13 protein-coding genes and 1 pseudogene are annotated in these 13,906 nt (G+C 64.7%); 10 read left to right on the plus strand and 4 right to left on the minus strand.

What is annotated here, in order from left to right:
* The first annotated feature begins 31 nt into the window (after nucleotides 1-31).
* The 6 genes from ACFO3A_RS04345 to ACFO3A_RS04370 all read left to right on the plus strand — a co-directional run bounded on the left by ACFO3A_RS04345 (nucleotide 32) and on the right by ACFO3A_RS04370 (nucleotide 6,189).
* A complete protein-coding gene (locus ACFO3A_RS04345) occupies nucleotides 32-628 on the plus strand; it encodes a LemA family protein (RefSeq protein WP_377724294.1) in 597 nt (198 codons plus the stop codon).
* 3 nt (nucleotides 629-631) lie between these two features.
* The gene (locus ACFO3A_RS04350; protein ID WP_377724296.1) at nucleotides 632-1,516 is read left to right on the plus strand and encodes a TPM domain-containing protein; all 885 of its coding nucleotides are present in this window, start codon (nucleotides 632-634) and stop codon (nucleotides 1,514-1,516) included.
* Between the two features lie 24 nt (nucleotides 1,517-1,540).
* Nucleotides 1,541-2,080 (plus strand): TPM domain-containing protein, encoded by a 540-nt coding sequence (locus ACFO3A_RS04355; RefSeq protein WP_377724298.1) that lies wholly within the window; start codon nucleotides 1,541-1,543, stop codon nucleotides 2,078-2,080.
* A 277-nt stretch (nucleotides 2,081-2,357) separates the two neighbouring features.
* Entirely contained in the window at nucleotides 2,358-4,115 is a 1,758-nt protein-coding gene (locus ACFO3A_RS04360; RefSeq protein WP_377724300.1) for a methyl-accepting chemotaxis protein, read from the plus strand.
* A gap of 126 nt (nucleotides 4,116-4,241) precedes the next feature.
* Nucleotides 4,242-4,676: a thioredoxin TrxC gene (gene trxC / locus ACFO3A_RS04365; protein WP_377724301.1), complete on the plus strand. Its 435-nt coding sequence runs from the start codon at nucleotides 4,242-4,244 to the stop codon at nucleotides 4,674-4,676.
* Nucleotides 4,677-4,932: 256 nt separating this feature from the next.
* On the plus strand, nucleotides 4,933-6,189 hold the full coding sequence (locus ACFO3A_RS04370) for an HD-GYP domain-containing protein (RefSeq protein WP_377724303.1): 1,257 nt from the start codon (nucleotides 4,933-4,935) through the stop codon (nucleotides 6,187-6,189).
* 6 nt (nucleotides 6,190-6,195) lie between these two features.
* On the opposite strand, the gene ACFO3A_RS04375 is transcribed toward ACFO3A_RS04370, so the two are convergent.
* From ACFO3A_RS04375 to ACFO3A_RS04385, 3 genes are read right to left on the minus strand one after another with little or no spacing between them, the layout of a single operon-like run.
* A complete protein-coding gene (locus ACFO3A_RS04375) occupies nucleotides 6,196-7,911 on the minus strand; it encodes a sensor histidine kinase (RefSeq protein ID WP_377724305.1) in 1,716 nt (571 codons plus the stop codon).
* Nucleotides 7,912-7,945: 34 nt separating this feature from the next.
* Entirely contained in the window at nucleotides 7,946-8,341 is a 396-nt protein-coding gene (locus tag ACFO3A_RS04380; protein ID WP_377724307.1) for a response regulator transcription factor, read from the minus strand.
* Between the two features lie 2 nt (nucleotides 8,342-8,343).
* Nucleotides 8,344-8,964, minus strand: coding sequence for a protein phosphatase CheZ (locus ACFO3A_RS04385; RefSeq protein ID WP_377724309.1), 621 nt, complete (start codon nucleotides 8,962-8,964; stop codon nucleotides 8,344-8,346).
* 158 nt (nucleotides 8,965-9,122) lie between these two features.
* Between ACFO3A_RS04385 and ACFO3A_RS04390 the strand changes: the two genes are divergently transcribed.
* From ACFO3A_RS04390 to ACFO3A_RS04405, 4 genes are all read left to right on the plus strand, one after another.
* A complete protein-coding gene (locus tag ACFO3A_RS04390) occupies nucleotides 9,123-9,737 on the plus strand; it encodes a response regulator (RefSeq protein ID WP_377724310.1) in 615 nt (204 codons plus the stop codon).
* The gene (locus tag ACFO3A_RS04395; RefSeq protein ID WP_377724312.1) at nucleotides 9,734-10,486 is read left to right on the plus strand and encodes an Hpt domain-containing response regulator; all 753 of its coding nucleotides are present in this window, start codon (nucleotides 9,734-9,736) and stop codon (nucleotides 10,484-10,486) included. The genes ACFO3A_RS04390 and ACFO3A_RS04395 overlap by 4 nt, the downstream gene beginning before the upstream one ends.
* A gap of 452 nt (nucleotides 10,487-10,938) precedes the next feature.
* Nucleotides 10,939-12,579, plus strand: a complete 1,641-nt coding sequence (locus tag ACFO3A_RS04400; RefSeq protein WP_377724314.1) for a methyl-accepting chemotaxis protein — start codon at nucleotides 10,939-10,941, stop codon at nucleotides 12,577-12,579.
* Nucleotides 12,580-12,618: 39 nt separating this feature from the next.
* Nucleotides 12,619-13,743 carry a GGDEF domain-containing protein gene (locus ACFO3A_RS04405; protein WP_377724316.1) on the plus strand — a complete coding sequence of 375 codons (1,125 nt, stop codon included), beginning with the start codon at nucleotides 12,619-12,621 and terminating at the stop codon, nucleotides 13,741-13,743.
* Between the two features lie 34 nt (nucleotides 13,744-13,777).
* On the opposite strand, the pseudogene ACFO3A_RS04410 reads toward ACFO3A_RS04405, so the two are convergent.
* Nucleotides 13,778-13,906, minus strand: a pseudogene (locus ACFO3A_RS04410) (IS481 family transposase); the annotation flags it as partial.

Here is a 13,906-nt window from a genome sequence, read left to right on the forward strand (position 1 = left end):
TCTTTTCCCCACCCACCACCGGACACCCGCCATGCCACGCACTCTTGCCACCTTTCTTGCCGCACTTGCCCTGACGCTGGGCCTGAGCGGCTGCGGTTACAACGACTTCCAGCGCCTGGACGAGCAAACCAAGGCCGCCTGGAGCGAGGTGCTGAACCAGTACCAGCGCCGCGCCGATCTGGTGCCCAACATCGTCGCCAGCGTCAAGGGCGAAGCCGCCTTCGAGCAGGAAACGCTCACCAAGGTGATCGAGGCCCGCGCCAAGGCCACCTCCATCCAGGTCACGCCCGAAACGCTGAATAACCCCGAAGCCTTCAACCAGTTCCAGCAGGCGCAAGGCGAGCTGTCCAGCGCCCTGAGCCGGTTGATGATGGTGTCCGAGCGCTACCCGCAGTTGCAGGCCAACCAGGGCTTTCGCGACCTGCGCGTGACGCTGGAGGGCACCGAAAACCGCATCACCGTGGCCCGCAACCGCTATATCGAATCCGTGCAGCAATACAACGTGCTGGCCCGCAGCTTTCCCAGCAACCTGACGGCGATGGTCTTCAGCTACGCGCCCAAGCCCAATTTCAGCGTACAGAACGAGGCACAGATCAGCGCCCCGCCCACCGTCGATTTTTCCAAGTAAAAAGTGCCTTTATCCCTTATCTGGAAAGCGCTGGCAGCTATCGTCCTGGTAGTTGCCGGACTGCTGCCAGCCAGCGCCCAGCCCCTGCTGCCCGTGCCCGCGCTGACCGGGCACGTCATCGACCAGACTGCCACCCTGTCCGCCCCCGAACGCCAGGCGCTGGAAGCGCAGCTGGCCGCCATTGAGCAGCAGCACGGCTCGCAGGTGGTCGTGCTGATGGTCAGTGCGACGGCCCCGGAGGACATCGCCGCCTTTGCCAACCGCGTCGGCAACACCTGGAAGATCGGCCGGCGCAACGTGGGCGACGGCGTGCTGCTCATCGTCGCCAAGGACGAACGGCGGATGCGCATCGAAGTGGCCAAGGCGCTGGAAGGGGCGATTCCCGACATTGCTGCCGCCCGCATCATCGACGGCGCAATGAAGCCGCGCTTTCGCGACGGCGACTTTGCCGGTGGCCTGCAAGCCGCCGTCGAACAGATCGGCGCACGCATCGCGGGCGAGGATCTGCCGCTGCCCGATGGCAACAGCACCGCTGCCGACGACGATCTGGACTGGGGCGATCTGGCCATCTTCCTGTTCTTCGGCGTCGCCTTCATCAGCCCCGTGGCACGCGCCCTGTTCGGGCGCATCGCCGGCGGCCTGCTCATGGGCGGCGGTGCGGGCCTGCTGGCGTTCTGGCTGACCACCAGCATCGGTCTGGCAGCGATCGCGGGGGTTCTTGCCCTGTTCTACGCCTGGATTTTTTCCGGGCGCGGCGGTGGGGGCGGGTCAAACGGCGGCGGCTGGAGCAGCGGCGGCTGGGGCGCAGGCAGCAGCAGTGGCGGCGGTAGCTGGAGCAGCGGCGGCGGCGGGGACTTTGGCGGGGGCGGTGCCTCCGGCGACTGGTAAGAGCGTGTGCCCAGGATTTCCGACATGACACAACAACCCGCATCCCTCCCCACCCTGCCACGCCGCATTGCCCGCCTGCTGCGCCACCGCTGGGCCGAGATCGGCCAGCGCCGCGTGCTGCCGCCCGACCTGCTCCAGCGCCTGGGCCAGCGCGTGGCCGCCAGCGAACGCCGCCACACGGGCGAAATCCGCATCTGCATCGAAAACGGCCTGCCGCCCTCCTACCTGTGGCGCGGGGCCAGCGCACGCGAACGCGCCGTCACCCTGTTCGGCAAGCTGCGCGTGTGGGATACCGAACACAACAACGGCGTACTCATCTACCTGCTGCTGGCCGAACACGCCATCGAAATCGTCGCCGACCGGGGGCTGGCCCGGCGCGTGCCCGCCGCCACCTGGCAGGCGCTGGTGGCCCACCTGGGCGCCGCCCTGCACCAGGGCCGCTACGAGGACGGGCTGACCGAGGTACTGGCCCAGGTCTCCGCACTGCTGGTGGAACACTTCCCCGCCGAAGCCGACGGCACGCCGCGCAGCAACCAGCTGCCGGACGCCCCGGTGCTACTGTGATCCGACAGCGCCAGCCATCCGGTGCTGGCGCTCGCGCCCCCACCCCGGCAACCATCCCATTCCTGTAGAACCTTCCGGGCCGACGCCGGGGGCGGGCGCAGTGGCGCGGCAGCGCTTCCGGGCGCTGGTAAACCCTGGAAAACGTCCATTTGCAGGCAGGAAAAATGTCACGAATTGCAAAAATTATTTGACCGTCACTATGTTTTTTCGTTGATTGAAACAAAAAGTATTAATCTTTTTCCTGCTGCCACGTTGATTGGCACGCTCAGGAGACACCATGAACCGCTTCAAGATTTCCACCCGTCTGTCCGCCTTATTGATCACCATGTGCCTGCTGTTGCTGGGCATAGGCGCGGCGGGGGTACTGGGTATGGCGCAGACCAGCGAAGGAATGCGCTCCGTGTACGAAGACCGCGTGGTGCCGCTGGCCCAGCTCAAGGCCGTCTCCGACGCCTACGCCGTCGATACCGTGGACACGGCGCACAAGGTGCGCAACGGCAACCTCACTGCGGCACAGGGCCGCCAGCATCTGGCCGACGGGCGCAAGAAAATCGATACCAACTGGAATGCCTACGCCGCCACCGACATGGACGAGCAGGAAACACGCCTGATGACCCAGCTCAAACCGCTGATGGGCAAGGCCGACGAGGCCATCCGCCAGCTCGACACCCTCCTGGGCAACGACGACAGCCAAGGGCTGGAGGCCTTCATCATCAGCGAGATGTACCCGGCCATCGACCCCTTGCAGGGCACCCTGGGCGAGTTGATCGGCATCCAGCTCCTCGAAGCCGGCCAGAACTACCGAGACACCGTGGTCACCTACGAGACCCTGCGGACCGTTGCCATCGGCACCATCGTGCTGGGGGTGCTGATCGCCGTGCTGATCGGCGGCACCATGGTGCGCCAGATCGGGCGTGACCTGGGTTATGCGGTGCAGGTGACCGATACGGTGGCGCAAGGCGACCTGACGGTAGAGATCGGCGCCTCGGGCCAGGACGAGGTCAGCCGCCTCCTGCGCAGCCTGGAATCCATGCGCTCCAATCTGGCGCGGGTGGTGGCCGGTGTGCGCGGCAATGCCGAAGGCGTGGCCATGTCCAGCAGCGAAATCGCTTCGGGCAACAACGACCTGTCCAGCCGCACCGAGGAGCAGGCCAGCGCCCTGGAAGAAACCGCCGCCTCGATGGAACAGCTCAACGCCACCGTCAAGCAAAACGCCGAAAACGCGCGGCAGGCCAACCAGCTGGCGATCAGCGCCTCCAGCGTCGCCAGCCAGGGCGGCAAAGTGGTGGCCGAAGTCGTCGGCACCATGAAGGGCATCGACGACAGTAGCCGCAGGATTGCCGACATCATCGGCGTGATCGACGGCATTGCCTTCCAGACCAACATCCTGGCGCTGAACGCCGCCGTCGAAGCCGCCCGCGCCGGCGAGCAGGGCCGGGGTTTTGCCGTCGTCGCCAGCGAAGTGCGCAGCCTGGCCGGACGCAGCGCCGAAGCGGCCAAAGAGATCAAAAACCTCATCACCGACAGCGTGACCCGCGTGGAAGCAGGCAGCGCACTGGCCGACAAGGCCGGCACCACCATGACCGAAGTGGTCGAGGCCATCCGCCGCGTCACCGACATCATGGGCGAGATCAGCGCCGCCAGCAGCGAGCAAAGCGCCGGCGTCAGCCAGGTGGGCGAAGCCATCGTGCAGATGGACCAGGTCACGCAGCAGAACGCCGCCCTGGTGGAAGAAATGGCCGCCGCCGCGAACAGCCTGAGCCACCAGTCGCAGGAGCTGGTCTCCGAGGTATCGGTCTTCAAACTGGCGCAGGGCACCACCCGCGCAGCCCCCTCACGTCCGGCCACCACAGCCACTCCGGCCGCAGCACACGCCGCCAGCCCGGCAGCGGCCCCGCGCGTGGCGGCAAAACCGGCAACGGCCCCGGTCAAAGCCACGGCACGCCCTGCCAAGGCGCCCGCACTGACGGCAGCGCCCGCCAAACCGGCAGCGGCCCCTGCGGCGGGCCATGCCGATGATTGGGAAACCTTTTAAGAACCGCGCAGAGCCTGCCCAGCAAAGACGGGGCAGGCGCACAGCCTCCCCGCGTGCCTGGGTTGAAAAATTTCCCACGCGCCCCTAGCTAGGCAACAGTTTCATTTTTCTGAAAGACTGTCTGCCATGACCGCTGCCCTGCACATCGTCTGCCCACACTGCCACAAAACCAACCGCGTCCAGGCCGGGCACCTGGCCCTGCACCCCGATTGCGGCAGTTGCCACCAGCCACTGTTCACCGGCCAGCCGCTGGCACTGACGGCCAGCAGCTTTGACCCACACATCGCCCGCAGCCATCTGCCCGTGGTGGTCGATTTCTGGGCCCCCTGGTGCGGCCCCTGCCAGCACATGGCTCCCGCCTTCGCCCAGGCAGCCGGGCAGCTTGAACCCCGGATTCGCCTGGCCAAACTGGATACCGAGGCCCATCCCGACATCGCCAGCCGCTACCGGATTCGCAGCATTCCGACCATGATCCTGTTCCACCACGGCCAGGAAAAGGCCCGCATCAGCGGTGCGCTGGGGACAGCGGAGATCGTGCGCTGGGTGCAGTCACTGGTCTAGGGATACTCTGCCGAAATCTATCAATTCAATAGCTTTTACCGCTGGCATATCTTCATTCTCACAATGAAAGATATATGAAAATCATATAAATAAAGCGGTAAAAGCTTCTTTTTCAGTAGCATTTTCCCGCTTGCGCTCCTGACGCACCAAACATTCAAAAGAATAAAAATGATATTTTTGATACAATACAAGTATTGATTCTGAGCCAGCTCATTCGGCTAGTTCGGCTAGTCTTCAATACTTAAATAGTTTTTTGATGCTGAAGCACATTGTTCCCTCTCAACTGCGTCTGGGCATGTACATCCATGCACTGGATGGCTCGTGGTTGAGCCACGGTTTCTGGAAAAGTAGTTTCAGGCTGAAAAAAACCACTGATCTGGAGCGCCTGCAGGCCAGCGGCATTGCGGGCCTGTGGATCGACCTGTCGCGGGGCCTGGATGTGCAGCCCGCCGCTGCGCCCGCCCAGCCCAGCCTGGCTGCCACACCTGCTGCGCCGCCGGCCCCGGTCAATGCGCCGAGCCTATGGCAGGAACAGATCGCGCAGGCCCGCGAGCAGTGCAAGCAGGCGCAAGCGGCGGTTCAGGAAATGTTTCACGAGGCCCGCATGGGCCACGCCATCCCGCCCGAGCAGGCCGAGGCGCTGGCCGAGCAAATCCAGCAGTCGGTCGAGCGCCACCCCGCCGCGCTGCTCAGTGTCGTGCGCCTGAAAAGCGCCGATACCTACACCTACATGCACTCGGTCGCCGTCAGCGCCTTGATGGTGGCACTGGCACACCAGCTCGGGCTACCAACCCATCAGGTCAAGCGGGCGGCACTGGCCGGACTGCTGCACGACATGGGCAAGGTCTATACCAACCCGGGCATTCTGAACAAGCCCGGCGCCCTGACGGACGAGGAATTTGCCCACATGAAGCAGCACCCGGGGCAGGGCTACGCCCTGCTGCGGCAAAGCATTACCGATGCCGAGGTGCTGGATGCCTGTCTGCACCACCATGAACACCTGGACGGCAAAGGCTACCCGCATGGCCTGCGCGGCGCTGAAATCCACCTGATGGCCCGCATGACGGCCATCTGCGATGTGTACGACGCCATCACGTCCAACCGCCCCTACAAAAGCGGCTGGTCGCCCGCCATTGCGCTGCAGCGCATGGCGCAATGGTGCGGCACGCACCTGGACACGCATATTTTTTCTGCGTTCGTCAAGACACTGGGCGTGTATCCGGTCGGCAGCCTGCTGCGCCTGCAGTCTGGCCGCCTGGCGCTGGTTTTTGCGCTGTCGGAGAACAAGCTGCTCACGCCCCAGGTGGTCTGCTTTTACGACACCTACGAGGCGCAGCGCATCGACCCGCCCGTGCTGCTGGATTTAAGCGACTGCCCCGACGAACACATCCTGCTGCGCGAAGACCCGGAGAACTGGCACTTCAGCGATCTGGACGACCTGTGGCAGGCCGCGATTACCGCCACCACCACCCCGGCGGCGGCCTGCCCGCCTGCCGCCGCCCTGGCCGGGTAATTCAGTTCAGCCCTGGCTCAGCGGCAGCTCCAGCGTCACCACCGTGCCTGCGTCGGGGGCCGATTGCAGCGTCAGGCTGCCGCCCAGCAATTGCGCCAGGGTGCGCGACAGGGCCAGCCCCAGTCCGGTGCCGCCGTGTTCGTAGCTCACCTGGGCGCTGCCCTGGCTGAATTTTTCAAACACCTTCTCGTGCAGCTCGGGGGCGATTCCGCAGCCGGTATCGCGCACCTGCAGATACCAGGTCCGGCCGCCAGAGCTGCAACCGACCTGTAGCGTGACGCTGCCTTCGCGGGTGAACTTGATGGCGTTGGAGAGCAGGTTGTGCACGATCTGCTTGAGCTTGACCCGGTCGGTCAGCACGTTGCCCGGAAAAACCGCGCTGCTGTCGAACACCAGTGCCAGCCCCTTGGCCGCTGCGCTGGCGTAGAACAGGTGCGTGGCTTCGACCAGCAGCGGGCGCAACTCCACCGGCTCCAGGTAAGCGGACATGGCCCCGGCCTCGATCTTGGCCAGATCGAGGATGTCGGTCAGCAAGACATTCAGGTGTTCGGCCCCCTGGCGGATCAGGGTGGCCTGCTCGCGGGTGCGTTCTTCCTTGCTGCGCAGCTCCAGCAGCTCGGCAAAGCCGCGGATGCTGGTCAGCGGGGTACGCAGCTCGTGCGACATGGCGGCGAGAAATTCGCTTTTCGCCTGGCTGGCCTGCTGCGCCCGGGCCTCGCTGTACGCCAGCCGCCGCACGCTGCCTAAAAATATGACCACAAAAGCCACCACCGCAATCGTGAGCGCCAGCGTCAGCCCCAGCACGATGTTGCGCGTGGCACGCCAGGCCGCCAGCGCCTCGTACTGGGCGGTGCCGGTGAGGACGACCAGCGGATAGCCATCCACGCGGCTGAAGCCCATGATGCGCTCCAGCCCGTCGGAGGAGCGGCCAACCAGCCCGCCTTCGGGCTGCATGCGCAGCTGCTGCACCAGCTGGTCGGGCAGCGCCTTGTCGGTATCCTGGCGCTGCTGGTTGATGACCCGCGCCCGGATTCCGCCATCCAGCCCGGCCAGCACCACCCCGCCGGAATGGCCCAGTTCCACGCCCCGGTACACCTCCATGAAGTAGTTCTGGTTGAGCGAGGCGACCACCACCCCCAGGGGACGGCCATCGGGTGCGGTGATCTTGCGGGACAGCTGGATCGTCCAGAGCCTGGAGACTTTGCCCTCCAGCGGCTGGCTGACGAACAGCCCCTGGGACAGCCTGGGCTGCAAGTGCGGCACCTGCGCCGGCGGCAGCAGGTGGACGCGCACGTGATCGCGCTCGCTCAGATCGACATGCTCGCTGCGGCTGCCGTCCGGGTCGAGGTTGCTGCTGACCAGGCGCCCGTCCGGCCCGACCCAGGAGAGTTGGGTGAGGATGTCGTCCCCCATGCCCGTTTCCCTGGTGATGCGTTCGATCGCCGGGCCGTCCAGCCAGCCGTCGCGCACGCCTTCCTGTATCCGCAGCATGGACTGATCGACGGTGGCAATGATGCGCAGCGTATGTTCCTTGAACGCCTGCGCCGTGTTGCGGTTCTGGCGCAGCTCGGCGGCCACGGTTTCCTTCCACTGCCAGTGCAACAGCCCGCCGATGGTGATCCAGGCGCCCAGCAGCACCAGGGCGCTGAACGAACTGGCGGCAATCGCATACGCCTGGGCCGGCGTCAGGCGCCACCAGCGCCACGGTAAACGCCGGTTCATGGCAGCCCGCACTTTCCCGGCCAGCGCCCGGGCCTCACGATGCCGGCCCCAACGATGTCCCAATCGCGACGGTTTCGATCAGTTTGACCGGGCTGAATGGCTTGAGCAGATAGGCATCGGCCCCGGCCTGCATCCCGGCCTCGATATCCTGAGACTGTCCACGGGCCGACAGCAGAATCACCCAAGGCCGCCTCAGTTGCGGCTGCGACCGCACCCAGCGGCACACATCCAGCCCGTTCATCGCACCGGGCATCATCACATCGAGCACCAGTACATCGGGCTGCCACTGGCGTACGGCCTGCTGCGCCTGTTGCGCGTCAGTGGCTTCGTGGATTTCGTAGCCTTCGAACTCCAGCGTCATGCGAACCAGCTTGCGGATGTCGGCATGGTCTTCGACGATCAGAACGCGTTTTACGGTGTGAGTGCCCATGGCTAGAACCCCAGAGAAGCAAGTAAATCGTCCACGTCCCCCTGCTTGAGCGCCTTGTCGGGAACCTGCGGCCCGGCCAGTTCGGCCTTGGGAAGCACCACGGCAGACAACCGCTCCGGGGCGCTGTGCATGAGCAGTTCCAGCAATTGCTTCTCCGTCTGGCTGATGATGTCGATCACCTTCTTGATGACCTGGCCGGACAGATCCTGAAAGTCCTGCGTCATCATGATCTCGGTCAGCAGCAGGCTCTGGTTCTCGGCAAACTGCGTTGCAGCATGGCCAAAGGCGCTGCCCTGGGCCAGCAGGGCGGCCGCGCCGCCCAAATCCGGCGATTGCCCCAGCACTTGCGCCTGCTCGGCAAAATCCTGGCTGCGGGCCTTGAATGCCTGGCAGTCCGGCTGGCCGCAATCGATCAGATTGAGCACTTTGGTCGCTGCGGCCTCGGTCATGTGTCCGACGTGGCTGAGGCGGTCGCGGGCGTCCGGGAACTCCTGGGCGATGGCGTGCAGGCTTTGATCCAGGCCAAGCTGGGTCATGGCCTCGTGCAGCTGGCGCGTGATACGGCCCAGGCGCTCAAATGTATCTTCCGTAGGTTGCGCTGTAGAAAGAGGTGAAGAGGACATAGCAATCCTTTTGCCGTGCTTGACCGTAGTCAAAATATCGTTTGCAAGCCCATGGGCCGGATCAGCGGAAACATGCGTCCGCAACATATTGGTAACAATTTGCTTAATCTATCACTTTTATCAAATAAAACAAGTAGGAATGCTAGAATTTTCGCACCATGACGCACTCCCCTGCTTCCTCTCTTCCTGAAAACTGCAGTACGCGCGAAGTAGCACAAGCGCTGGGCTTGGCGGTGCGGTCGGTCCAGCTGATGGTCGATCGCGGGGAATTGCAGGCATGGAAGACCCCGGGCGGCCACCGCCGCATCGCCCGCGCTTCGGTGCAGCAATGGCTGGCTGCACGGGGCAGCAAGGCGGCTGCGCCCGCAGAAGTTACGCCAGCCCCATCGCCAGCCCGCCGCCCCCGGGTGCTGCTGATCGAAGACTCCGCACACTTCCAGAACCTCGTGCGTCTGGTCCTGGAACACGATTTTCCCGACGTCGATCTGCATGTCGCCGAGGACGGCATCATCGGCTTGGCCATGGCCGGGCAATTGCAACCCGATCTGCTGCTGGTGGACATCCTGCTGCCGGGCATCGACGGCGCCACCCTGATCGCCCGCCTGCGCAGCCACCCGCAGTTCCAGCAAAGCCGCCTCATCGTCGTCACCTCGCTGGACGAAGCGCAACGGGCGCCCTACGCCTTTGCCCTGGCCGGCCTGCCCGTGGTGCACAAACCCCACCTGGTGCAAGAGCTGCCCCTGCGGCTTGCGCAAGCCCTGGCTCCGAAATGACCCCCCAGCCTTCCCCGCCATGCGTACTGCTGCTGGAGGACGACCCCTCCGTCCAGCGTTTCGTGCAACTGGCCCTGGAAGAGCTGCCCCTGCAACTGCATTGCTGCGCCAGCGTGGCCCAGGCCCGCGACCTCTTGCGCACACTGCCGGTGCAGCTGCTGCTGTCCGACCTGCACCTGCCCGACGGCTCGGGGCTGGCGCTGTGCCAGGAGCTGCAGGCCACGGCCCGCCGCCCTGCGCCACTGATCGTGGTGTTCAGCGGCGGCGTCGATACCTTGCTGGAACAGCAATTGCGGCGCAGCGGCGTCTGGCAGGTGCTGCACAAACCGGTGCCCCTGGGGCAATTGGTGCAGTGCGTGGAGCAGGCCCTGGCCGGGCCGCTGTCCGGCAATCCATCCGGCAGTCATACTGCGGCTGCAACCGACCCGGTTCACGCTTTTTTCAACGGCAACCAGGCATTGTTCGCCGCCTACCGCCAAACGTGCCTGCAGCAATTCACCCGCGACCTGATGGCTGGCGATGCCGCCATCCGGCAAGGTGATTGCACCGCGTTGCACCATCTGGGGCACAGCCTGAAATCGGTGCTGTCCATGCTGGGCCATCCCCTGCCCGCACAGTTGGCCCGTACCCTGGAGGAGCAGGCCAATACCGGTTCGCCAGAGGCGGCCATGCTGACCTGGCAGGACTTGCGTGGGCATTTGGAAGCACTGCAAACTGCGGGAATACCTGAGTTATTTATTAATAAATAATTTATAAATAACGCTAAACTTGCTTGAGTTCAACCTATTTATTTGATATAATTGATAAAAATACAAATAATACTCCTGTAATGACACAGCCCACAGCCCACAGCCCACAGCCCACAGCCCACAGCCCACAGCCCACAGCCCACAGCCCTAGGGTTATTGTTCGCTTTTCCTCTCTTCGGAATCGCTTCCCAGGCCAACCCAGCAGGCGGGTTCAGGCCACGCATACATCCACATCCCCTTGCCTTCCCGTCGGAAGGCAGTCGTCGTCCCCGGCGTGCCTGCCGCCCCTCGTGCGCCTGCATCTCGGCACACCCAGCCCCGCTTTCCCTGGTTTTTGAAAAAACAACTGGCCTTGCGCCAGCCTTGCTGCCCCTTGGCCGTCTGAACGCCAGGGCTGGCCGCGCCCGCCTTTGGCCTTTGCACTGGCATTTACTTTTCTCTGGAGCTGAAAGATGAAACGCTGGCTGAATCACATTTCCATCCGTGCCAAGCTCGGCATCCTGACCCTGATCGGTCTGGGCGGCCTGTTGCTGATCGCCATGTTCTTCGTGTACGAGGAATACCAGCAAAGCTTTGCCCAGCGGCAAATCGACGTGCGCCATGCGGTGGAAACCGCCAGCGGCGTGCTGGCCTGGGCCCAGCAACAGGAGGCCGACGGCACCTGGTCACGCGCCGAGGCCCAGGCCATCGCCCAAGCGGCCATTGCCAAGATGCGCTACGGGCATGGCGAATACTTCTGGATCAACGACCTGGAAGGCACCACGGTCATGCACCCCATCCGGCCCGAGCTGCAGGGCCAGGGCGGCGATGCCGTGCGTGACGCCAACGGCCTGCTGGTGATGATGGAGGCCGCCCGCATCGGCCAGAGCAGCAGCGGCCAGGGGTTTTTCACCTACGTCTGGGCCAAACCCGGCGAGACCGAGCCGGTGGACAAAATCTCCTACGTGCAAAAGTTCGCGCCCTGGGGCTGGGTGGTGTGTTCGGGACTGTATATCGACGACTTGCGCAACGATTTCCTGGCCAATGTCGGGAAAGTGGCCCTGGGCCTGGGCGCAATGCTGCTGCTGATGGGCTGGGTGGCCTACGTCATTTCGACCTCGATCGTGCGGGGGGTGCAACGGGCTGTCCAGGTGATCGACGTGATGGCACAGGGCGATTTGTCGCGCCCCATCCATGTCAAAGGCCGGGATGAAATCAGCGTCCTGCTGAAAACGCTGGGGCATATGCAGACCCAGCTGGCCGCCGTGGTGCTGTCGGTGCGCCAGGGGAGCGAATCGGTAGCCAGCGCCAGCGGGCAGATTGCCCAGGGCAACCAGGATTTGTCGGCCCGCACCGAAAGCCAGGCCAGCAGCCTGGAGGAAACCGCCGCCTCGATGGAAGAGCTGGGCAGCACCGTCCGCCACAACGCCGACAACGCCCGCCAGGCCAACCAGCTGGCCCAGGGCGCCAGCAGCATTGCCGCCCAGGGCGGCGAGGTGGTGGCGCAGGTGGTGGAGACCATCCGCAGCATTCACGAAGACAGCAGCAAGATGGCCGACATCATCGGCGTGATCGACGGCATTGCCTTCCAGACCAACATCCTGGCGCTGAACGCCGCCGTCGAGGCCGCCCGCGCCGGCGAACAGGGCCGGGGCTTTGCCGTGGTTGCCAGCGAAGTGCGGGCCCTGGCCCAGCGCAGCGCCGCTGCCGCCAAGGAGATCAAGACGCTGATCGACACCAGCATGGGCCGCGTGCAGGCAGGCACGGCGCAGGCCGACCATGCGGGCCAGACCATGCAGGAAGTGGTGCAATCCATCGAGCGCGTGCGCGACCTGATGGCCGAGATCAGCGCCGCCAGCCAGGAGCAAAGCGAGGGTGTCGGCCAGATCGGCGAAGCCGTCTCCCACATGGACCAGGCCACGCAGCAAAACGCCGCCCTGGTCGAGGAAATGGCCGCCGCTGCCGCCAGCCTGAACAACCAGGCCCATGACCTGGTCAGCGCAGTGGCCGTGTTCCAGCTGGCAGCGTCCACCACCGGCACCACGCCCCGGCCCACGGCAGTGCGTGCAGCCGCGCTGCCCGCTCCCCAGGGCAACGCCTGGCAGGGTTTCTGACACTTTCTCCAGCGGCCCACCGCATTGCTGCATCGCACCATGACGCACCATTCCCTTCCCCTCCTGTTCCTGGGCGCGTTGGTCACGGCCATGCTGGCTTTGTGCATGTTCGTCGTGGCCGAACGCCACCGCGCCGATGGACTGTTCGATTGGGCCTGGGCCATGGCAGCGCTGGGACTGGCGGCGGCCTCCTGGGCATTGCCCTCGCAAACCCCGCTCTGGCTGACAGTGGCCGTGCCCAACGTCCTGCTGGCCAGTGCCTTTGCTTTCACGCTGCAAGGGCTGCTGCGTTTTCAAGACGAGCGGCTGCACCCGGGCTGGCTCTGGGGGCCGGTACTGCTGGCCCTGGTGCTGAACGCCGCCCTGCTGCACACCCCGGCGCTGCGCCACTGGGGCATGGCAGCGGTGGTGCTGGCGCAATGGCTGTACTTCTTCGGGCTACTGCGTCGGCACTGGGCCGGCATCCCGGGGCGCAGCAAGTATTTATTCGCATCGGGCACCACCTTGCTGATGGGCGGGCTGGGGGCCGGGCCGCTGGTACTGGAACATGTAGGCCCGGAAATCTCGGCCCTCACGCTGTACCCGTTCTGCATGGCCGTGGTCATCCACGGCATGGGCAGCGTGCTGATGAGCAAGGAACGCTCCGATACCCGCAACCGCCAGCTGGCGTATACCGACGAGCTGACCGGCCTGCACAACCGCCGCGCGATGGAGCAGCACCTGGTGCAGCAAATCGCCCAGGCCTGCCGGGCCGATCAGACGTTTTCGCTCTTGCTACTGGACATCGACCATTTCAAGCAGGTGAACGACGAACACGGCCATCTGCAAGGCGACAAGGTGCTGTGCGCAGTGGCCCGGGTTCTGCAAAACAGCCTGCGCAGCCAGGACATTGCCGGACGCTGGGGCGGTGAAGAATTTCTGGTGCTGCTGCCCAATACGGCCGCCGCTCCTGCCCTGGTGCTGGCCGAGCGCCTGCGTACCAACGTGGCCAGCGCGTGCGACGTCACGGTCAGCATCGGCCTGCACACCATGCACGGCCTTCCGGATGAAAGCGCCGATGCCATGCTCGACGCTGCCGACCGTGCCCTCTACGCTGCCAAGGGCCAGGGGCGCAACTGTGTGGCAACCAGCCGGCCCCGGACGGGCGCAACCGCTGCGGTCTGATTACGCGCCATCAGGCGCCAGGGCGGCCCGCCCCTTAGATGTTCAGTCCCGGCATTTGATGGATAGGATTGATCGTGAAGCGTTCGGGCTCATCTGTCCACTGCTTGCAGATGAATTCGTAAGGTGTCAGGCCCTTGAGCGTCTTGAGTCGGCGGCCGAAGTT

Origin of the sequence: Comamonas nitrativorans (assembly GCF_042654765.1) — a bacterium.
In the GTDB taxonomy this organism is placed as follows: Bacteria; Pseudomonadota; Gammaproteobacteria; order Burkholderiales; family Burkholderiaceae_C; genus Comamonas; species Comamonas nitrativorans.

Excerpts from the sequence above, each read along its gene's own strand:
- ACFO3A_RS04390 (WP_377724310.1), top strand. The coding sequence starts at position 9,123 with ATGACGCACTCCCCTGCTTCCTCTCTTCCTGAAAACTGCAGTACGCGC.
- trxC (WP_377724301.1), top strand. The coding sequence starts at position 4,242 with ATGACCGCTGCCCTGCACATCGTCTGCCCACACTGCCACAAAACCAAC.
- ACFO3A_RS04345 (WP_377724294.1), top strand. The coding sequence starts at position 32 with ATGCCACGCACTCTTGCCACCTTTCTTGCCGCACTTGCCCTGACGCTG.
- ACFO3A_RS04385 (WP_377724309.1), bottom strand. The coding sequence starts at position 8,964 with ATGTCCTCTTCACCTCTTTCTACAGCGCAACCTACGGAAGATACATTT.
- ACFO3A_RS04395 (WP_377724312.1), top strand. The coding sequence starts at position 9,734 with ATGACCCCCCAGCCTTCCCCGCCATGCGTACTGCTGCTGGAGGACGAC.
- ACFO3A_RS04405 (WP_377724316.1), top strand. The coding sequence starts at position 12,619 with ATGACGCACCATTCCCTTCCCCTCCTGTTCCTGGGCGCGTTGGTCACG.
- ACFO3A_RS04355 (WP_377724298.1), top strand. The coding sequence starts at position 1,541 with ATGACACAACAACCCGCATCCCTCCCCACCCTGCCACGCCGCATTGCC.
- ACFO3A_RS04400 (WP_377724314.1), top strand. The coding sequence starts at position 10,939 with ATGAAACGCTGGCTGAATCACATTTCCATCCGTGCCAAGCTCGGCATC.
- ACFO3A_RS04360 (WP_377724300.1), top strand. The coding sequence starts at position 2,358 with ATGAACCGCTTCAAGATTTCCACCCGTCTGTCCGCCTTATTGATCACC.
- ACFO3A_RS04380 (WP_377724307.1), bottom strand. The coding sequence starts at position 8,341 with ATGGGCACTCACACCGTAAAACGCGTTCTGATCGTCGAAGACCATGCC.
- ACFO3A_RS04370 (WP_377724303.1), top strand. The coding sequence starts at position 4,933 with ATGCTGAAGCACATTGTTCCCTCTCAACTGCGTCTGGGCATGTACATC.
- ACFO3A_RS04375 (WP_377724305.1), bottom strand. The coding sequence starts at position 7,911 with ATGAACCGGCGTTTACCGTGGCGCTGGTGGCGCCTGACGCCGGCCCAG.